Source organism: Amycolatopsis sp. NPDC003865 (assembly GCF_053605345.1).
In genome coordinates this window covers 26,962-45,746 of sequence record NZ_JBSGJA010000023.1, presented here as the reverse complement: position 1 = coordinate 45,746, position 18,785 = coordinate 26,962, and the positions used below count along the sequence as shown (strand labels likewise).

The 18,785-nt window shown below is 72.7% G+C and carries 21 protein-coding genes; 12 read left to right on the top strand and 9 right to left on the bottom strand.

Annotation, left to right across the window (positions count from 1 at the left end):
- Positions 1-13 precede the first annotated feature (13 nt).
- Genes ACWEVP_RS39855 through ACWEVP_RS39845 form a run of 3 tightly spaced genes read left to right on the top strand, consistent with a single transcriptional unit; the run spans position 14 to position 2,832 of the window.
- Entirely contained in the window at positions 14-613 is a 600-nt protein-coding gene (locus tag ACWEVP_RS39855; RefSeq protein WP_452067752.1) for a TetR/AcrR family transcriptional regulator, read from the top strand.
- On the top strand, positions 610-1,794 hold the full coding sequence (locus ACWEVP_RS39850; protein ID WP_452067751.1) for a Glu/Leu/Phe/Val dehydrogenase dimerization domain-containing protein: 1,185 nt from the start codon (positions 610-612) through the stop codon (positions 1,792-1,794). The genes ACWEVP_RS39855 and ACWEVP_RS39850 overlap by 4 nt, the downstream gene beginning before the upstream one ends.
- Before the next feature lie 15 nt (positions 1,795-1,809).
- On the top strand, positions 1,810-2,832 hold the full coding sequence (locus tag ACWEVP_RS39845) for an LLM class flavin-dependent oxidoreductase (RefSeq protein ID WP_452067750.1): 1,023 nt from the start codon (positions 1,810-1,812) through the stop codon (positions 2,830-2,832).
- On the opposite strand, the gene ACWEVP_RS39840 is transcribed toward ACWEVP_RS39845, so the two are convergent.
- Complete coding sequence (locus tag ACWEVP_RS39840) at positions 2,829-3,071, bottom strand: hypothetical protein (RefSeq protein ID WP_452067749.1); 243 nt, start codon at positions 3,069-3,071, stop codon at positions 2,829-2,831. The two genes, ACWEVP_RS39845 and ACWEVP_RS39840, sit on opposite strands and share 4 nt — an antisense overlap.
- A 66-nt stretch (positions 3,072-3,137) precedes the next feature.
- Positions 3,138-4,862: a 3-oxosteroid 1-dehydrogenase gene (kstD, locus tag ACWEVP_RS39835; protein WP_452067748.1), complete on the bottom strand. Its 1,725-nt coding sequence runs from the start codon at positions 4,860-4,862 to the stop codon at positions 3,138-3,140.
- 179 nt (positions 4,863-5,041) lie between these two features.
- On the opposite strand from kstD, the gene ACWEVP_RS39830 reads away from it, so the two are divergent.
- Both ACWEVP_RS39830 and ACWEVP_RS39825 read left to right on the top strand, forming a co-directional pair.
- Positions 5,042-5,734 (top strand): SDR family NAD(P)-dependent oxidoreductase, encoded by a 693-nt coding sequence (locus tag ACWEVP_RS39830; protein WP_452067846.1) that lies wholly within the window; start codon positions 5,042-5,044, stop codon positions 5,732-5,734.
- A 10-nt stretch (positions 5,735-5,744) separates the two neighbouring features.
- On the top strand, positions 5,745-6,470 hold the full coding sequence (locus ACWEVP_RS39825) for a nucleotidyltransferase domain-containing protein (protein ID WP_452067747.1): 726 nt from the start codon (positions 5,745-5,747) through the stop codon (positions 6,468-6,470).
- Here the strand turns inward: ACWEVP_RS39825 and ACWEVP_RS39820 are convergent.
- Both ACWEVP_RS39820 and ACWEVP_RS39815 read right to left on the bottom strand, forming a co-directional pair.
- Positions 6,467-7,747 carry a 6-phospho-beta-glucosidase gene (locus ACWEVP_RS39820; protein ID WP_452067746.1) on the bottom strand — a complete coding sequence of 427 codons (1,281 nt, stop codon included), beginning with the start codon at positions 7,745-7,747 and terminating at the stop codon, positions 6,467-6,469. The genes ACWEVP_RS39825 and ACWEVP_RS39820 overlap by 4 nt on opposite strands.
- The gene (locus ACWEVP_RS39815) at positions 7,744-8,487 is read right to left on the bottom strand and encodes a DeoR/GlpR family DNA-binding transcription regulator (protein WP_452067745.1); all 744 of its coding nucleotides are present in this window, start codon (positions 8,485-8,487) and stop codon (positions 7,744-7,746) included. Before ACWEVP_RS39815 ends, ACWEVP_RS39820 begins: the two co-directional genes overlap by 4 nt.
- 113 nt (positions 8,488-8,600) lie before the next feature.
- On the opposite strand from ACWEVP_RS39815, the gene ACWEVP_RS39810 reads away from it, so the two are divergent.
- The 5 genes from ACWEVP_RS39810 to ACWEVP_RS39790 all read left to right on the top strand — a co-directional run bounded on the left by ACWEVP_RS39810 (position 8,601) and on the right by ACWEVP_RS39790 (position 12,443).
- Positions 8,601-9,629 (top strand): carbohydrate kinase family protein, encoded by a 1,029-nt coding sequence (locus ACWEVP_RS39810; protein ID WP_452067744.1) that lies wholly within the window; start codon positions 8,601-8,603, stop codon positions 9,627-9,629.
- Positions 9,629-10,327, top strand: coding sequence for a heavy metal-binding domain-containing protein (locus ACWEVP_RS39805; RefSeq protein ID WP_452067743.1), 699 nt, complete (start codon positions 9,629-9,631; stop codon positions 10,325-10,327). The genes ACWEVP_RS39810 and ACWEVP_RS39805 overlap by 1 nt, the downstream gene beginning before the upstream one ends.
- Before the next feature lie 89 nt (positions 10,328-10,416).
- Positions 10,417-11,214, top strand: coding sequence for a heavy metal-binding domain-containing protein (locus ACWEVP_RS39800; RefSeq protein WP_452067742.1), 798 nt, complete (start codon positions 10,417-10,419; stop codon positions 11,212-11,214).
- 9 nt (positions 11,215-11,223) lie between these two features.
- A complete protein-coding gene (locus tag ACWEVP_RS39795) occupies positions 11,224-12,042 on the top strand; it encodes a heavy metal-binding domain-containing protein (RefSeq protein WP_452067741.1) in 819 nt (272 codons plus the stop codon).
- Positions 12,042-12,443, top strand: coding sequence for a hypothetical protein (locus tag ACWEVP_RS39790; RefSeq protein ID WP_452067740.1), 402 nt, complete (start codon positions 12,042-12,044; stop codon positions 12,441-12,443). Before ACWEVP_RS39795 ends, ACWEVP_RS39790 begins: the two co-directional genes overlap by 1 nt.
- Here ACWEVP_RS39790 and ACWEVP_RS39785 read toward each other — a convergent pair.
- From ACWEVP_RS39785 to ACWEVP_RS39770, 4 genes are all read right to left on the bottom strand, one after another.
- On the bottom strand, positions 12,440-13,201 hold the full coding sequence (locus ACWEVP_RS39785) for an alpha/beta fold hydrolase (protein ID WP_452067739.1): 762 nt from the start codon (positions 13,199-13,201) through the stop codon (positions 12,440-12,442). The two genes, ACWEVP_RS39790 and ACWEVP_RS39785, sit on opposite strands and share 4 nt — an antisense overlap.
- A 74-nt stretch (positions 13,202-13,275) precedes the next feature.
- Positions 13,276-13,884, bottom strand: a complete 609-nt coding sequence (locus ACWEVP_RS39780) for a TetR/AcrR family transcriptional regulator (protein WP_452067738.1) — start codon at positions 13,882-13,884, stop codon at positions 13,276-13,278.
- 74 nt (positions 13,885-13,958) lie between these two features.
- Complete coding sequence (locus tag ACWEVP_RS39775) at positions 13,959-16,016, bottom strand: PQQ-dependent sugar dehydrogenase (RefSeq protein ID WP_452067737.1); 2,058 nt, start codon at positions 16,014-16,016, stop codon at positions 13,959-13,961.
- A 68-nt stretch (positions 16,017-16,084) separates the two neighbouring features.
- Complete coding sequence (locus ACWEVP_RS39770; RefSeq protein ID WP_452067736.1) at positions 16,085-16,954, bottom strand: alpha/beta fold hydrolase; 870 nt, start codon at positions 16,952-16,954, stop codon at positions 16,085-16,087.
- Between the two features lie 64 nt (positions 16,955-17,018).
- Here ACWEVP_RS39770 and ACWEVP_RS39765 point away from each other — a divergent pair, with 64 nt between their 5' ends.
- Both ACWEVP_RS39765 and ACWEVP_RS39760 read left to right on the top strand, forming a co-directional pair.
- Positions 17,019-17,579 (top strand): CGNR zinc finger domain-containing protein, encoded by a 561-nt coding sequence (locus ACWEVP_RS39765; protein WP_452067735.1) that lies wholly within the window; start codon positions 17,019-17,021, stop codon positions 17,577-17,579.
- Between the two features lie 10 nt (positions 17,580-17,589).
- Positions 17,590-17,997 (top strand): VOC family protein, encoded by a 408-nt coding sequence (locus tag ACWEVP_RS39760; RefSeq protein ID WP_452067734.1) that lies wholly within the window; start codon positions 17,590-17,592, stop codon positions 17,995-17,997.
- Here the strand turns inward: ACWEVP_RS39760 and ACWEVP_RS39755 are convergent, their stop codons facing one another.
- Positions 17,998-18,753: an SDR family NAD(P)-dependent oxidoreductase gene (locus ACWEVP_RS39755; RefSeq protein WP_452067733.1), complete on the bottom strand. Its 756-nt coding sequence runs from the start codon at positions 18,751-18,753 to the stop codon at positions 17,998-18,000. It abuts the gene before it with no gap.
- Positions 18,754-18,785 lie beyond the last annotated feature (32 nt).

The window sequence follows — 18,785 nt, the reverse complement described above, 5'->3', positions numbered from 1 at the left end:
GTACCGTGACCCCATGAAGCGCAAGGAGGTCGCCGTCCGGCGGGAAGAAATCCTGCTCGCCGCGCTCGATCAGGTGCGGCTGCGGGGGATCGCCGGGGTGCGGGCCGCCGACGTCGCCCGGGGCCTCGGCGTCAGCACCGCGCTCCTCTTCTACCACTTCGGCACCCTCGAAGCCCTCATCATCGAAGCCTTCCGGCACGCGGCCGAACGCAACCTCGCCGTCTTGCGCGACGAACTCGCGCAAGACGGCCCGGCCGGGGAACGGCTGCGTGCCGTCCTCCTCCTCTACGGCCCCACCACGCCCACCGCCGGGTGGCACCTGTGGATCGAGGCCGGCGCCGCCGCGATGCGGGACACCGCGCTGCGGGAGGTCGTCCAGCGGCTCGACCTGCGGTGGCGTGACGCCGTCGTCTCGCTGATCACCGAGGGCGTCGCCGCCGGGGAGTTCCGGTGCCCCGACCCGCACGGTGCGGCCTGGCGGCTCACGGCCCTGCTCGACGGGCTCGCCGTGCAGTTCGTCGCCCGGGAAGGCACCGTCACCGCCGCCGACTGCGCGCGCTGGGTCGAGCAGGCGCTGGCCCACGAACTCGCGCTGACCGCGGAGGTCCGATGACCGAGCCCGCCCTGCTCGAAGTGGCGTGGACCGACCCGGTCACCGGGTGCCGCGGCTACCTGGTGATCGACCGGCTGGTCCGCGGCGTCGCCAGCGGCGGGCTGCGGATGCGCCGCGGCTGCACGCTGTTCGAGGTGCGCGGCCTGGCCAGGGGCATGACGCTCAAGGAAGGCCTCAACTACGACCCGGACGGCCGCTACGTCCCGCTCGGCGGCGCCAAGGGCGGCATCGACTTCGACCCGTACGACGAGCGCGCCCGCGACGTCGTCGCCCGCTACCTGCACGCCATGCGGCCGCTCATCGAGCGCTACTGGACCATGGGCGAGGACCTCGGCCTGCGCCAGGACGTCATCGACGGCGTCATCAGCGAAATCGGCCTGCTCAGCTCGGTCCAGGCGGTCTACCCGCTGCTCGAAGACCGCGAAGAGGCGACGGCCCGGCTGGCGGACGCCTTCCGCATCGAGGTCGGCGGCCTCGGGCTCGACGAGCTGGTCGGCGGCCTCGGCGTCGCCCAGGCCACCCTCACCGGCCTGGAGATGCTCGGGCTCGGCGGGCCGAACCGCGTGGTCGTCCAGGGGTTCGGCTCGATGGGCGGCGCCACCGCGCGGTTCCTCGCCGAGGCCGGGCTGCGGGTCGTCGGCGTCTCGGACGTGCGCGGCGTGGTGGTGAACCCGGACGGCCTCGACGTCGAAAACCTGCTGCGGCACCGCGACCGGTTCGGCGGCATCGACCGCGACCACCTTCGCCCGGGCGACGAGCTCCGGCCGCCGGAGGCGTGGCTCGACGTGCCGGCCGAGGTCCTCGTGCCGGCGGCGATCTCGTACTGCGTCGATGCCGACAACCAGGCCAAGATCGGCGCGAAGCTCATCGTCGAGGCGGCGAACATGCCCGTGACGGCGGACGCCGAGGCCCTGCTCGGCGCCCGCGGGATCCGGGTGCTGCCGGACTTCGTGGCCAATTCGGCGACCAACTCCTGGTGGTGGTGGACGCTCTTCGGCGACGTGGGCGCGGACGCCGACGAGGCCTTCGGCAAGGTCCGCACCCGGATGCGCGACCTCGTGACGGCGATGTTCGAGCGCGCCACCCTCGACGGGCTCAGCCTCCGCGCCGCCGCGCTGCAGCTGTCGGAGCAGAACCTCGAGGCCATCCAGGCCCGCTTCGGGAACGAATTCACCCCCTAGATAGTTGAACGCTCTATGAAACTCGGCATCTACAGCTTCGGCGACCGCGCGCCGGACCCCCGCACCGGTGAGCAGCTGTCCGTCGCGCAGACGCTGACCAACACCCTCGAGCGGATCAAGCTCGCCGACGAGCTGGGCCTCGGCTTCTACGGCCTCGGCGAGCACCACCTCGACCAGTACGCGATCTCCAACCCGGGCACCGTCCTGGCCGCGGCGGCGAGCATCACGAACCAGATCACCCTCAGCTCCGCCGTGACCGTGCTGAGCACCGAAGACCCGGTCCGCGTCTACCAGCAGTTCACGACGCTCGACCAGCTCAGCCACGGCCGGGCCGAGCTCCTCGCCGGCCGCGGGTCGTTCACCGAGTCCTTCCCCCTCTTCGGCAACGACCTCGGCGACTACGACGAACTGTTCGAGGAAAAGCTCGCCCTGCTGCTGCACATCGACCGCGAGGACCCGCTCACCTGGTCCGGCAAGTTCCGCCCGCCGCTGGACGGCGCGCGCATCCTGCCCCGCCCGTACGGCGACCACCTGCGCATCTCGATCGGCACCGGCGGCAACCCCGAGTCGTCGATCCGGGCCGGGCTGCTGGGCCTGCCCGTCGTCTACGCCGTGATCGGCGGGCGCCCCGAACGCTTCGCCCCGCTCGTCGACCTCTACCGCCAAGCGGGCGAGGCGGGCGACCAGAAGGACCTGCACGTCACCATGGGCGCCATCGGCTTCGTCGCCGAGAAGTCCCAGGACGCCAAGGAAACCTTCTACCCGTACTGGCTCGAGACGATGAAGTACGGGGCGAAGGCCCGCGGCTGGGCGGTCCCGACCCGCGCCGAGTACGACTCCTACACCCGCGACGCGCAAGCGCTGTTCGTCGGCAGCCCGCGGGAGATCGCCGACCGGCTGATCACCGTCGGGAAGCTCACCGGCGCCGACCGGTACGCCCTGCAGATGGACTGGTCCGGCGTGCCCCACGCGCACGTCATGCGGGCCATCGAACTGCTCGGCACCGAGGTGCTCCCCCTGGTGGAAAAGGAGTTCTAGGCGTCCAACGCCCGCGAAAGCGCACTCAGGCTGACGTCGACTATCGCGCGGAGCTGTTTGCGGCTCGCCCCGGCCCTGCTCATCACCGCCAGCGACTGGTTGACGGCCGCGAAGTGCACGGCCAGGCTGTCGGCGTCGGCCACCTTCGCGGCGGTCAAGGCGGCCCGCAGCCGCGTGCGCATGTCGGGGGCGGCGATACGATCGAGGGTGACGTCGAAGAACTCCCGGATCGCCCGCAACGGCTCCTCGGACGCACGGCCAAAGCACTGTGCGGTCGTGGCCGCGTTGACCGCGTTCGGCGCACCCTAGACGTCGTTGCCCGCGACGAACCCGAACGTCATCGCCGGCCCGATGGTCGAGCCCGCACCCGCGTAGCTGTGGCCCATCACCGCCGCGCTCGCGTTGCCCGCCGCGTACAGGCCCGGGATCACCGAGCCGTCCGGGCGGAGCACGCGAGCACGCGCGTCCGTGCGCATGCCGCCCTTCGTGCCCAGGTCGCCGGGCACGATCTTGAACGCGTAGAACGGCGGTGCCCACAGCGGTGCCAGGCACGAGTTGGGCAGCACCAGCGGGTCGGTGTAGTAGTGGTCGTACGCGCTCACGCCGCGCCGGAAGTCTCCGTCCACACCGGACCAGGCGAACGTGTTGAACCGGTCCACTGTGGACTTCAGCGCCGCCGGCGGCACGCCGATCGCCGTGCCCAGCGCCTGGATGCTCGACGCCTTGTACACGGCGCCGGCCGAGTACCACGCGTCCGGCAGCGGCAGCAGCGGCAGGGTGTCGCGGAACAGGTACTTGTTGCGGTAGTTCTGGTCGACGACGAGCCACGCCGGGATGTCCGGCTCGGTGGGGTTCTTGTCGTACATGACGTGCACGACGTCGCTGTAGGGCGCCGCCTCGTTGACGAACCGCTTGCCCGCCTGGTTGACGATCAGGCCGCCGGGCAGCGTCCGCTCGGCCAGGCAGAAGTACGGGTCGCCCGGGATCGGGATGGCCGGGCCCCACCACGCGTCGTCCATGAGGTCCAGCGCCGCGCCCACCCGCTGCCCGGCGCGGTGGCCGTCGCCGGTGTTCTCCTTCGCGCCGACCGTCCACGCGGTGCCGATCGGCTGTCGCTGGTACTGCGCGCGCATCGCGGCGTTGTGCTCGAACCCGCCGGACCCGACAATGACCCCGCGCCGCGCCCGCACCAGCCCCTGCGGCGTCAAAACGCCGGTCACCGCACCGTTTTCGACGTTCAGGTCGAGCAACGGCGTGTTCAGCAGCACCGGGACGTTCGCCCGGAGCAGCCCGACGCGCAGGCCGGCGGCGAGCGACTGGCCCATGGTGAGCGGCTTCTGCCCGGCCAGCGCGGCGGCCGTTCCGCGCGCGAGGCACGCGGCGGCGACCGCCGCGCCCTTCGCGTTGACCGCGGCCAGGTTCAGCCACTTGTAGTCGGCGCTGAACACGACCATCCCGGCCGGGGTGGCCAGGTAGGGCGGGTTCAGGTTCGCCAGCTCCGCGCCGAGGAGGTTGCCGTCGAACTGGTCCGGCTCGATCGAGCGGCCGTTCGGCAGCCCACCCGGCAGTTCCGGGTAGTAGTCGCTGTAGCCCTCCATCCAGCGGAACCGCAGCGGGCTGTTGGCCATGACGAACGCGATCATCGCGGGCCCGTTGCGCAGGAAGGCGTCCTGGCGCGCGGCCGGGACGTCCGGCCCGACGACGGCGGCGAGGTACTGCGCGGCCTTGGCCGGCGTGTCCGGCACGCCGGCGGCGAGCAGCACCGGGTTGTTCGGGATCCAGATGCCCGCGCCGGAGCGCGCCGCGGACCCGCCGAACGTCGGCGCCTTCTCCAGCACGACGACGCTGAGCCCGCGCTTGGCCGCCGTCAGTGCCGCGGTCATCCCGGCGGCGCCGGCGCCGACCACGACGACGTCGTACTCCCCCACGGTCGCGGCGTTCGCGGCGGCCGCGAGCCCTGGCGTCATGGCGAGGCCCACGCCTGCCGCGGTGCCGCGCAGGATCTGGCGGCGGGTCAGCTCGGCATCCATGGCGCACATCGTGTCGGTCCACTCCGGAAACTGGAACAGGTTCTACACGCATGGAGCAGCCCGGTAGGCCACTGGTCCGAACCCATGACGACATTCGTCGCACCAAGTTGACGACACCCTCAGGTTATGGCTAAGTTGAGGTCGGTCTCAAGTTAATCCGAGGAGGACCTTTGTCCAAAGTGATCGCCGTCCTGGGGGTCGGTCCCGGGCTCGGCCTGTCCATCGCCCGCCGCTTCGGCCGTGAAGGCTTCACGACGGCGCTCGTCTCGCGCACCGATACCCGGCACGCGAGCTACCGCGAATCCGTGGGCGGCACCGCGCACACCTACACCGCGGACGTGACCGACCCCACCGAACTGGAAGCCGTTCTAGCGCGCATCCAGGGCGAGGCCGGGGAGATCGACACGGTGTACTTCGGCCCGGCGGACCTCTCCGGTCCCCGGCCCGTGCCACTGACCGAGGCGGGCGCGGACGCCGTGCGCGCGCCGTTCGAGTCGATCGTCCTGCCGGCGGCGAAGCTCGTCGAGACGGTCCTGCCGGGCATGCTCGACCGCGGCTCGGGCGCGCTGCTCTTCGCGGGCGGCCTGAGCGGCAAGCACCCGATGCCGATGCTGGGCAGCCTCGGGCCGGCGTCGGCGGCGCTGCGCATGTACGTCCTGACGCTGCATGCGGCCCTGCGCGAAACGGGCGTCTACGCGGGCGCGTTGACGATCGGCGGCCTCATCGAGCGCGGGGACATCCACCGCGAACTCACCAAGCAGGGCTTCGCGGCGGGCACCCTCGACCCGGACGACATCGCCGACCAGGCGTGGTCGCTCTACACCGACCGCACGGAGGCCGAAGCGGAGTTCAACGCGATGGCCGCGGTCTAGCCTGGAGATCATGTTCACCCAGGAAGACCGGACCCGGCTCCGCGACGCTCTGGTCGAGGCGGCCCGGTCGGACGGGCGCGTCACCGGTGCCGCGCTCACCGGCTCGGCCGCGCTCGACGCCGAAGACGCGTGGTCGGACATCGACCTCGCCTTCGCCGTCGACGGCGATCCCGAGCCGGTGCTCGCGGACTTCACCGAGCGGATGTACCGCGAGCACGCGGCGGTGCACCACCTGGACGTCGTCTTCGAGCGGACCGTGTTCCGGGTCTTCCTGCTGGCCGACACCCTGCAAGTCGACCTCGCGTTCTGGCCGGCCGCGGACTTCGGCGCCACCACGCCGAAGTTCCGGCTGCTGTTCGGCACGGCCCAGGACCGCCCGGCGACGCCGCCGCCGGCCGCGCGGCGGCTGGTCGACCTGGCCTGGCTGCACGCCCTGCACGCCCGGTCGAGCATCGAACGCGGCCGCGGCTGGCAAGCGGAGTACATGATCGGCCGGGTCCGCGAGTACGCCTTGGGACTGGCCTGCCTGCGTCACGACGTCCCGGCGGTCGAGGGCCGCGGCCTGGACCGGCTGCCCGCCGAGGTCACGAAACCCTTCGAGACCACGCTGGTCCGCGACCTGGACGGGCTTCGAGGTCCGTTCCACGCCGTCATCGAGCTGCTCGTCGACGAGATCGAGCACGTCGACGTCGAGCTGGCCCGGCGGCTGGCGCCGCTCCTGCGCGAGATTTCCTAGGCCAGGTAAGCGAGTTCCGGGTGCGCGGCGACGTAGGCGTCGAGCAGCCGCCGCGCCACCGACACCGAGTCGACCAGCGGGTGCAGCGCGAACGCCCGCAGCGCCGCCGCGCGCGAGCCGGTCGTCGCCGCTTCGATCATCGCCCGCTCGACCGCCTTCACCGCCGTCACCAGGCCCAGCGCGTGGCCGGGCAGCGGCTCGGTGGCGAGCGGTCGCGCGCCGTTCGCGTCGACCTCGCACGGCACCTCGACGACCGCGTCCGCCGGCACGCCCGGGAGCGCGGATCCGTTGCGCACGTTGAGGATCAGCGTCGTGCGCTCGCCGTGGGCGATGGCCCGCATCAGCGCCAAAGCGACCTTCTCGTAGCCGCCGCCCTCGAGATCGTCACGCTCTCCCTCGCGCGTCTCGGCCATGTACGTCGCTTCGCGCTCCAGCCGCGTGCGTTCCCAGGACGCCAGCGAAGGCTCCGCGTAGAAGCCGCGTTGCTGCTCCAGCAACTGGGCGCCGCGCGACGCCGAACCGCCTGCCTCGCGTGCGAAGTAGTAGTAATGCAGGTATTCGTTGGGCACCGCCCCCAGTGCGCGCAGCCAGTCCGCGCCGAAGAGCTTGCCCTCCTCGAAGGATTCGAGGGCACCGGTGTCGGCGAGCAGCCGCGGCAGGACGTCCGATCCGCCGACGCGGACCGCGCGCAGCCAGCCCAGGTGGTTGAGGCCGGCGTAGTCGAACCACGCCGTCGCCGGGTCGATCCCCAGCGCCCGCGCGACGCGGCGGCACAGCCCCACCGGCGAATCGCAGATCCCGAGCACGCGGCCGCCGAGGTGCGCGGCCATCGCTTCGGTGACCGTCCCGGCCGGGTTGGTGAAGTTGATGACCCACGCGCGCGGCGCCAGTTCGGCGATCGTCCGGGCGAGCTCGACGGCGACCGGGACCGTCCGCAGCCCGTACGCGATTCCACCCGCCCCCACGGTTTCCTGGCCCAGCACGCCTTCCGCGTGCGCGATCCGCTCGTCCAGCCGGCGACCGCGCAGGCCGCCGACGCGGATGGCCGAGAACACGAAGTCCACATCGGACAGTGCGGCGGCGAGATCGGTCGTCGTGCGCACCCGGGGCGCGTTCGCCACGCCCGCGGCCTGCTCGGCCAGGACCCGTTCGATCGCCGCCAGCCGCCCGGCGTCGACGTCGTGCAGCACCAGCTCCGTGACGCCGCCGTCGGCGAGCAGGGCGCCGTGCACCAGCGGCACGCGGAACCCGCCGCCGCCGAGGATCGCGAGCCTCACCGCAGCACCTCGACCCCGGCCTCGCGCAGGACCGCGCACGTCGGCTCGTCGGCCCCGGGCGTCGTGACGACGACGTCGAGCGCGTCCGGCCCGCACACCCTCGCCAGCCCGGTGCCGGGGAACTTGCCGGCGTCGGCCAGCAGCACCACGCGGTCGGCCGCGGCGACCATCGCGCGCTTGACCGGCACCTCGACGACCGTCGAGTCCAGCACGTGCCCGTCGCCGCGGACGCCGCTGGTGCCCAGGAAGACCGTGCCGGCGCGCACCTGGCGCAGCGCGTCCTCGGTCAGGAAACCCACCATCGAGTGCTGCGTGCGCCGGACGACGCCCCCGAGGAGGACGAGCTGGACGTCGTCGGCGTCCTTCAGCTCTTCGTAGACGGCGAGGCTGCTGGTGATCACGGTCAGCGCCCGGTCGCGCAGGTGGCGCGCCAGCCGGTGCGCGGTGGTGCCGATGTCGAGCAGCACGGTGTCGCCGTCGCAGACCAGGTCCGCCGCGCGCCGGGCGACGGCCTCCTTCTCGTCGGCTCGCTCGGCGGCCACCCGCGCGAACGGCTCTTCACCGGCCGCCATCGCCCCGCCGTAGACGCGGGTCAGCCGGCCTTCGCGGCCGAGGAGGACCAGGTCCCGGCGCACGGTGGCTTGGCTGACGCCGAGCCGCTCGGCCAGCAAGCCGACCGGCGCCGGTCCCTCCGCGCGGAGGGCCCGCAGGATCAGCTCGTGGCGACGCTGGGGCAGCATGAGCGGACGATAGCAGGCAAACCCGCTCACGAGCCGATCGAGTTTGCGCAGGTCTTGCGCATTCCGCGCATCTCAAGCACGCTCGTGCGCATCCTCGACCCCCGGAGGCGCCCGTGCCGGAAGAGTCCGCACCCGACATCGATGTCTTCCTGTCCGGCCTGCTGTTCTTCGACCTGGTCTTCACCGGGCTCGAACACCCGCCGGCACCGGGCACCGAGGTGTGGACGGGCGGCATGGGCTCCGGGCCGGGCGGCATCGCGAACTTCGCGGTGGCGCTCAGCCGCCTCGGCCTGCGCACGTCGCTGGCGGCCGCGTTCGGCACCGACGTCTACGGGCGCTACTGCTGGGACGTCCTGTCCCGGCAGGAGCACATCGACCTTTCGCGGTCGCGGCGGTTCCCGGAGTGGCACTCCCCCGTCACGGTTTCGCTGGCCTACGCCGGCGACCGCGCGATGGTCACCCACGGCCACCCGCCGCCCGTCCCGGTCGCCGAACTCGCCGGCGACCCGCCGCCGAGCCGCGCGACCGTCGCGCACATCGGCCTCGACACCGCCGAGTGGGTCCACACCGCGCACCAGGCCGGCAGCCTCGTCTTCGCCGACGTCGGCTGGGACCCGTCGGAGACGTGGTCGGCGACGCTGCTCGACCAGCTGGCCTGCTGCCACGCGTTCCTGCCCAACGACGTCGAAGCGATGCGCTACACCAGGACGGACACCCCCGAAGCCGCGCTGGCCAAGCTCGCCGACCACGTCCCGGTCGCGGTCATCACCCGCGGCGCCGCGGGCGTCCTCGCGGTCGACGGCACCACGGGCGAGACGGCGGACATCCCGGCGCTGCCGGTGAACGTCCTCGACGCGACCGGGGCGGGCGACGTCTTCGGCGCCGGGTTCGTCGCCGCGACGCTGACCGGCTGGCCGCTGGCCGACCGGCTCCGGTTCGCCGGCCTCACGGCGAGCCTGTCGGTCCAGCACTTCGGCGGCGCGCTGGCCGCGCCGGGCTGGCACGAGATCGCCGAGTGGCACACGCGCACCCGCCTGCCGGACTACGCGTTCCTCGACGACGTCCTGCCGGCCGAGACGATCGCCGAGACCTCCCGCCGCGGCCCGGTGACGCTCGGGTTCGGCGACGACAGCTGGCGCTAGTGCACCCCCGCGCCGGCCGCTACACGACGTCCGGGCTGCGGACGTCCCTGCTGTCGGTGCCGGGCGCGGTGAGCGCCGAAGCGGTCGGGCTGCGGCCGGTCGGCGAAGTGATGGGCTGCGTGGTCTCGCAGTCCGGCGACCTGGTTTCCGGGCTGCGCCGCGGTTACGCGACGGCGCTGGACCGGTTGCGCGCGGAGGCGACGGCGCTGGGCGCGGACGGCGTGCTGGCGATCGGCTGCACGGTGACGCGGGTGAGCGCGACGGTCCGCGAATTCGTGGTGCTGGGCACGGCGGTCCGGGCCGTCCGCGGCAAGCGGCCGGCCCGGCCGTTCACGACCGGGCTGGCCGGCCCGGACGTGGCGAAGCTGCTGCTGGCGGGCTGGGTCCCGGTGACGCTGGCGATCGGCATCGACGGCGCCACGGCGTTCGACATCGCGATGGCGGACCGGCCGGGCGCGGAGGCACCGATGCCGACCGAGCTGGTGACGCGGGTCCGCGCGGCGGCCAGGGCGGAGTTCGGGAACGCGGTGGCGGAATCGGGCGCGGACGGCGGGCTGGTGTCGTCGACGACGTTGCGGGCGTGGGCGCTGGGGAACACGGGGGCGACGGCGGTGGCGAGCGTCTTCGGCACGGCGATCGCCCGGTTCGCCGGCGGGCCCGCCCCGACGGCCACCCGGGGCGCCGTCCCGCTCGGTTGAGCACGACCTTCCGGACATACCCGTCTTCGTCCCGCCGTGCCGCGAATCCGTGCCACGATGGGTGCAGAGCCGCCGAAGGAGGTCCGCCAGTGCGCCGATGGGACGGTCGCGGCCTGCCGCCCGGCGCGGAAGCCCGCCTCGACCGCTTTTCCCCGTCCGGCCCCAAAACCTCCCTGTTGAGCGTGCCCGGCGCGGCCGGCGCCGAAATCGCCGGCTTCACACCGCTCGGCGAGGTCATGGGCTGCGTCGTGCACCAGGTCGGCTTCGCCGAAGCGACCGTGTGGGCGGCCGACCGGATCACAGTGCTGGCGGATCTGCTGCGCCAGGGCTACACGACCGCGCTCGACCGGCTCGCCGAGGAGGCGGCCGGGATGGGCGCCGACGGCGTGCTCGGGATCGAGCTGAAGACCTCGTCGCCGGACGGGGAGATCCAGGAGTACGTCGCACTGGGCACCGCCGTGCGCGCCCGGACGCGGCAACGTCCCGGGCGGCCGTTCACCACCCACCTGCCCGGCCCGGACGTCGCCAAGCTGATGCGGGCGGGCTGGGTACCGGCCCGGATCGCGATCGGCGTGTGCGGCCGGGCCTTCACCGATCCCTGGCAGCGGTCCCTGGTCATGCGCGGGTGGGACAACGTGGAGATCCGCATGGCCACCGAGCTCGCGACCGCGGTCCGGTCGGCGGCGCGGGCGGAGTTCGCCCGCGAGATCGGCGACTGCGGCGCCGACGGCGGCATCGTCTCCGACGTGCGGTTCCGGCTGTGGCCGGTGCACGACGTCGCGGTGGCCGCCGTCGCCAGCGTCATCGGCACCGCGATCGCCCGCTTCCACGAGGGCCCCACCGCGCCCACCGGCGCGCTCAAGATCCTGCCGTTGAACCGTTCCTGAGGAGGCTTCGTGACCACCGCGGACCCCGCCGCGCAGCACATCCCCGAGGATGCGATGCGCCGGCTCGCCGAGATGAAGCCGGGGCAGAAGACCAGCCTGTTCACCTCGGACCTGAGCGTCAACGAGTTCCTCCTCGTGCGCGAAGCCGGCTTCCGGCCGCTCGGGCTGGTGCTCGGTTCGAGCATCTACCACGTCGGGTTCCAGATGGGACGGTGGAGCAAGAACCAGGAGCTGGACCGGCTTTCGCAGGCGATGTACCACGCCCGCGAGCTCGCGATGTCCCGGATGGAGCGGGAGGCGGACGTCCTGGGCGCCGACGGCATCGTCGCGGTCCGGCTGGAGATCGAGTTCAAGGAGTTCGGCAGCGACCTCGCCGAGTTCATCGCCGTCGGCACCGCGGTGAAGGCCGACGAACCCGGTGAGTGGCGCAACAACACGGGACAGCCGTTCACCTCCGACCTGTCGGGCCAGGACTTCTGGACGCTGGTGCAGGCCGGATACGCGCCGCTGGGCATGGTGATGGGCACGTGCGTCTACCACATCGCGCACCAGCGGTTCCGGCAGATGGTGGGCAACATCGGCCAGAACGTCGAGATCCCGCAGTACACCGAGGCGTTGTACGACGCGCGCGAGCTCGCGATGTCGCGGATGCAGGCCGAGGCCGAACAGCTGGAGGCGGAAGGCATCGTCGGGGTGCAGCTGCTGTCGCTGCCGCACCGCTGGGGCGGGCACACGACGGAGTTCTTCGCGATCGGCACGGCGGTGAAGCCGCTGCGGGCCGACCACCACATCGCCAAGCCGCAGCTCGTGCTGCCCCTCACCGACTGATGGGCGGCGAGCTGGACTTCCACCTGGTGGCCGCGGCCCTGCGCGTCGACCGCGCGGACGTCGAGTCCTACCACCGGGTTTTGTCGGACACGCTGGGCAGCGCGCTGCCGCCGGGCATGGTCGAGGTCGACCGGCGGCGGACGTTCGCCGATCGCGTGGCCGGCCGGGACGGGCAGGCGACGGCGGTGCGGGTGCGGACGCCGGACCGGGTCCTCGTGCTGAGCGCCGGCGAGCACGGCGGGGTCGCGGCGGAGATCCACCAGGTGGTCCGCGGTGTGGTGATCAGCCGCAGGGAAGCCGCGGTCGACGACTGGCTGGCGGCGCTCGCCCAGGAACTGACGGCGTTGGCGGAGAAGGACGCGAGAGCGCGGGATGCGCTCTCGCGCCTCCTCGGCGGCTAACTGTCCAACCGGGACCAGAACGCGGTCAGGGCCCGCGCCACCGGGTGCGGGTCCGTCACCGGCCACCAGTGCCCGGTACCGGGGAGCTCGGCGATCGCGGCACCGGCGGCCTCGGCCGCGAACCGGTGCTGCGCGGGCGTTCCGCTGGCCTGGTCGACGTCCGCGAGAGCGATCAGGGCCAGCCCGGGCCGCTGCCGCGCCTTCGCCAGGTCGCGGCCCGCCTCGGCCATCACCGGCTGGGCGGCCGACCGCAGGAGCGAGAGCACCGCCCGGCCCATGCCGTCGTCCATCCCGGCGGCCACGCGTTCCGCGGCCGGGCCGGTCATCCCGAGGGCGCCCACGACCGCCAGCCGCTGCTCCAGTGAGCCGCCGAAGATCTCCTTCACCGAGGCCTCGCCCGCCCCTTCCTGTTGCCACACCTGCGCCCGCGCGTGCCAGACGTAGTCCGGGGCGAAGAGGCCGAGCGCGTCCGACGCCCAGCTGCGGATCAGGTCCGGGCGGGTCATCGCGATCCCGGCGACGTGCGCGCCGCCCCAGTCGTGGCCGACGAGGTCGACGGGCTCCTTGAACTGCTCCAGCCGCGCGGCGAGCCAATCGCGGTACCCCTCGACGGTGGCGGAGAAGCCGTCCGGCGCGGGCACCCCGAAGCCGGGCGGGGACAGCGTCACCGCGTCGTCCCGGCCGAGCGCGGCGATCAGTGGTCCCCACACGCCGGTGTTCTCCGGGTTGCCGTGCACGAGTACCAGGGGAACAGCCATCTTCCACTCCTAACTTGCGTGCATGTATGCAAGTAAGTGTAGCAGCGGCCGGCGCGGGCGACCACGGCCGGAAGCTACGGCGTGACGGCGAACGCCCCGCGCACCGAGCGCGTCGCCTCCCGGATGAGGGCGGGGACGTTGCGCACCGGGGGCTGGGCGATGAGCTGCAGCCCGGTCCCGCGGACCAGGGCGACGACCAGCACGGCGGCCGCGGCCGGGTTCGCGTCGGGCCGGACGGACCCGTCGGCGACGCCCTGGCGGACCACGTTCGCCAGGAGCAGCCGGAAGTCGGCGTCCCGGCGGGCGAACAGCGGCGCCAGCAGGGGGTCGGCCGCGATCGCCTCGCCCCACAGCTGCAGGAACGCGCGCGCCGAGGGCGTCCGCCGGACGACGTTGCGCAGGTACGCCGCGACGATCCGCGCCAGGTGCTCCAGGCCGTCGCCCTGGTACTCGGGCACGTCGAACCGCTGCGCGGAGTCGAGCACGGCTTCCAGCAGCCGTTCCCGGCTGCCGAAGTGGTGGTAGACGATGCCGCGGCTGTAGCCCGCGGCTTCCCCGACCTCGGCGAGCGTGACCGCACGGGACCCGCTGCGCGCGATGAGCGCCATGGCCGCGTCCAGCACGCGCCGCTCGGTCTCGGCGCGTCGTTGCTCCTGCGTTCGCCTCGCCGGACGATCGGTCATGCGTCGTGCTCCCCTGACTGGCATCGTGGTCGACGAAGTGTGCCACGCTCCGCCGACCACGGTGCCCGCCGGACCTAGCCGACCGTCACCAGCAGGATCTTGTTGTGGCTGTTGTGCGGGGTGCTGTCCTTGTCACCGTCCACACTGGTCGCCAGCCACATCCGGCCCTCCGGCGCCGGCTCCACCGTGCGGAGCCTGCCGTACGTCCCGCTGAAGAACGTCTGGAAGTTCGTCAGCGAGCTGCCGCTGATCACCGCCCGGTACAGCCGCGCGCCGCGCTGGCACGCCACGTACAGCGCGTCGCGGATGATCGTGATCCCGCTGCACGAGCCCTGCGCCACCGGGTACGTCTTCTTCGGCGCGATGAATCCCGCCGTGTCACACGACCCCGACGTCCCTTCGCACGACGGCCAGCCGTAGTTGCCGCCCTTCACGATCAGGTTCGTCTCGTCCATGACGCTGTTGCCGAACTCCTGCTCCCACAGCCTGCCCTGCGAGTCGAACGCCAGGCCCTGGACGTTCCGGTGCCCGTAGCTCCACACCGCGTTGTGGAACGGGTTGTCCGCCGGGATCGAGCCGTCCGGGTTGATCCGCAGCACCTTCCCGTTGGGGCTGCTGGTGTTCGACGCGTTGGCGCCGTTCTGCGCGTCGCCCGTGCCGGCGAACAGGTACTTGCCGTCCGGGCTGAACCGCAGCCTGCCGCCGTTGTGGAACTTGTTGCGCGCGATGCCGGTCAGCAGGACCTGCTCGGTGCTCGTGGTGAGCGAGTCGGCGGCCGGGTCGTACTTGATCCGCACGATCCGGTTGTCGTTCGGCGACGTGTGCATGATGTAGAGCCAGTGGTCGGCCGCGAACGACGCCGGGTTGATCTCCAGCCCGGTCAGGCCGCCTTCGCCGTCGGTGCTCTGCACGTTCGGCACGACGCCGATGGTCTTCTTCGCCCCCGTCCTGGGGTTCAGGTGGACGATGTCGTGCGCGTCGCGCTGGTTGTAGAGGACGGTCCCGTCGGGCAGGGTCACCAGGCCCCACACGACGTCGTCGTCGGTCGCGACCTGCGTCGCCCCGCAGACGCCCTGCGACGGCGTGCAGCCCGACCCGCCGGTGGTCGTGACGTCCAGGACCGGCGTGCTCGGGTCGCTGAGGTTGCCGTTCGCGTCGACGGCCCGCACCTGCAGGTGGTACGGCTTGGCCGGGGTCAGGCCGCCGAGGGTGGTGCTCGTCGAGTCGGACGTGCCGATCTGCGTGCCGGAGTCGTAGATCCGGTAGCCGGTGACCCCGACGTCGTCGGTCGACGCCGTCCACGCGAGGCCGATCGACGTGCTGCCGACCGAGGTGGTGTGCACGTTCCCCGGCACCGACGGCGGCGTGTGGTCGTCCGACGGCGGCGTGGTCACCGACAGGGTGCCGCTGGCCTGCGAGACGTTCCCGGCCGCGTCACGCGCGTTGACGTAGAAGCCGTAGGTGCCCTTCGGGCCGAGGTTCCCGCAGGTGGCCGTGAGCGCACCGGTCGTGCTCGCGCAGAGCTGGCCGTCACGGTAGACGTCGTAGCCCGTGACGCCGACGTCGTCGCTCGCCGCGGTCCACGAAATGGTCGCGCTCGTCGCGGTGACCGCGTCGAGCGTCGGCGTGCCGGGCGGGGTCGGCGGCGTGACGTCCCCGGTCGACCCGTAGACGCCGAACTCCTGCAGCGAGTAGCCCTTCGACGCGTCAGTGCGGCAGCGTTTCGTGCCGTACACCCGGACGTAGCGGCCGGTGCCGTCGAGCGAGGTCAGGTCTTCGACCCCGCCCTTGCCCGCGGTGGTGGCGTAGATCTTCGTCCACGTGCCGTGGTCGGCGGAGGTGTCGATCTCGTAGGCGGTGGCGCAGGAAGCGTCCCACTGCAGCCGCACGCGGCTGACGTGCGCGACCGCGCCGAGGTCGACGTAAATCCACTGTGGATCGACGCCCGCCGCGCTGGCCCAGCGGGTCGCGGAGTCGCCGTCGACCGCGTTCGCCGCCGGGCAGCACCCGCCCGACGACGACGCCGTCACCGGTTTCCCCAGCGACAACAGGGAATCCGCGGCGCCCGCCGGGGTGATCGTCGCGGCGACCAGCGCGAGCGCGATCGCCCCCGCCCGAATCCGTCTGCCCATACCGTCCTCCATGAGTGCTGACGACGGCGGAGGTCGGAAAAAACCCTACGAGCGCGGCGACCGGGTGGTCAACCGGCATCCCGCTCAACGGGCAGCACCCGCCCGAGGAAACCCCGGATGTACCCGGCGATGGCGTCCAGGTGCGTCTCCAGCGCGAAGTGGCCCGCATCGAGCAGGTGGATCTCGGCGTCGGGCAGGTCGCGGGCGTAGGCGCGGGCGCCGTCGGCGACGAAGATCGCGTCGTTGCCGCCCCAGACGGCCAGCAGCGGGACCCCGCTGGTCCGGAAGTACTCGTGGAACTTCGGGTAGAGGCCGATGTTGTGGTGGTAGTCGGCGAGCAGCGCCATCTGGATCTCGGCGCCGCCGGGCCGGTCGAGCAGGGCCTGGTCGTGGATCCAGACGTCCGGGCTGACCAGCGCCGGGTCGGGGACGCCGTCGAGGTACTGCGCCTTCGTGGCGTCCAGGCTGACCATGCCGCGCAGGTCTTCCTCGGTCAGCGTGCCGGCGGCCAGCTTCTGCGGCAGCCCGGCGCCCAGCCCGTCGACGTAGGCGTTGCCGTTCTGCGTGACGATCGCCGTGACCCGGTCCGGGTTCCCGGCCGCGATGCGCAGGCCGACCGGGGCACCGAAGTCCTGGATGTACAGCGCGAAGCGGTCCAGGCCGATCTCGTCGAGCAGGCCGAGGGTGAGTTCGGCGAGCGCGTCGAACGTGTAGGTGAACTCGTCGGCCGACGGCGCGTCGGACGCGCCCGCGCCGAGGTAGTCCGGCGCGACGACGTGGTAGCGGTCGGCCAGCGCCGGGATGAGGTGCCGGTACATGTGCGAACTCGTCGGGAACCCGTGGAGCAGCACGATCGTGGGCGCGCCGGCGGGCCCGGCCTCCCGGTAGAACAGCCGGTGCCCGGCGACGGTGGCGAAGCGGTGGTGCACGGCGACCATCGGTCACTCCTCACGTCTCATGTTTATTGACTCATTTATCCATGAGACGACGTACACTGTCAACATGGAGACCGGAGTTCGGGAGGCGAACGTGGTCACTGCGGCACCCGGCGAGGAGCGCTCGCCCGCGCTGGCGCTGGTCAACACCCGCCGGCTGAGCGCGGGCGGCGAGGTCGACGACCTGGCCGGCCCGGCGGACGCCGCCGGGTGGCTGGGCCTGCCCACGCTCGGCGCGGACGACCTCGGCCGCGTCACCGACCTGCGCGCGGCCGTTCGCGAGCTGCTGGCGGCGGTGACGGAGGAGCGCGTCCCTTCCGCCGACGCCGTCGAGACGGTGAACGCGGCCGCCCGCGCCGACGCCGCCGCACCGCAGCTCGTCTGGCCCCACCGCGAATGGCGCAGCACGCGCCCCGGCAGCCTCGAAGCGGCCCTGGCCGCGCTGGCCCGCGACGCGATCGACGTCGTCACCGGCGACCTCGCCGCGCTGGTGCGCCCGTGCGAGGCCCACGGCTGCGTGCGGTTCTTCCTGCGCGAGCACGCCCGCCGCCGCTGGTGCTCGACGACGTGCGGCGACCGCGTCCGCGCCGCCCGCCACCAGCGGCTGGTGGTCGAGCGGCGCGGGTAACGTGCGTCACATGGAATGGACGCTCGAAGTCGTCGTGGTGCCGGTGTCCGACGTGGACCGCGCGAAGGCCTTCTACGCCGATCAGGTCGGTTTCACCGTCGACCACGACATGACGGTCGGCGAAGGCGCCCGGTTCGTCCAGCTGACCCCGCCGGGCTCGGGCTGCTCGGTGGTGATCGGCAAAGGCGCGGTGCCGGACATGCCGCCCGGCTCGCTGAAGGGGCTGCAGCTGGTGGTCAACGACCTGCCGAAGGCCCACGCGATGCTGCGGGAGCGCGGCGTCGAGGTGAGCGACATCGAGGTCTACGGCACCGGCGCCTGGGACGGCGAAGCGAACCTGGACAACGTGGGGTTCGTCCACTTCGCCGACCCGGACGGCAACGCCTGGATGGTGCAGCAGATCTCGTCGCGCAAGTAGCTAGTCCACCAGGGCACCGCAGCTGACGTTGACCGTCGAGGCCGTCATCGACCGCGCGCGGTCCGACGCCACGAACGCCGCCACCGCGCCCACGTCCGCGAGCGTCGCCGCGCGGCCGAGCATCGTCTTGCCCGCGATGCTCGCCTCGATCGCTTCCCGGCCCGCGAACTCCGCCGGGAGGGTCTCCGGGATGCCGCCCGTCCGCAGCGTCACCGCCCGCACGCCGTGCGGGCCCAGCTCCGCGGCCAGCTGGCGGCGCATCGCCTCGAGCGCGTGGAACGCCACCTGCAGCCCGCCCACCGAGAACTCGCGCACCGGTTCGCCCGCGCCGCCGAAGAACAGCAGCACCCCCGACCGCTGCTTCACCATGTGGCGGGCCGCCGCGCGGGCCGTCAGGAACTGGGTCCGGACCGCCGTCCGCACCGGGCGGTCGTAGTCGTCCGGTGTCATGTCGATCAGCGGCGTGCCCTGGACGTCGCCGTGGGCGATCAGGTTGAACGAGATGTCCAGGCCGTCCTCGGCGGCCACGGCGTCGGCGTGCTCGTCGACCGCCCGCTCGTCGAGGGCGTCCACCTCCGCCACTTCCGCCGAGCCGCCCGCGGCGCGGATCCGCTCGGCGACCACGTCGAGCCGCGCGCGGGTGCGGCCCGCGAGGAACACCCTCGCCCCTTCCCCGGCGAAGGCCGCGGCCACCGCCGAGCCGATCCGGCCACCGCCGCCGTAGATGATCGCGTTCTTGCCGTCGAGCACCGTCATGAGTCCCTCCGAGGTCCGGGTTTCACCGGTGC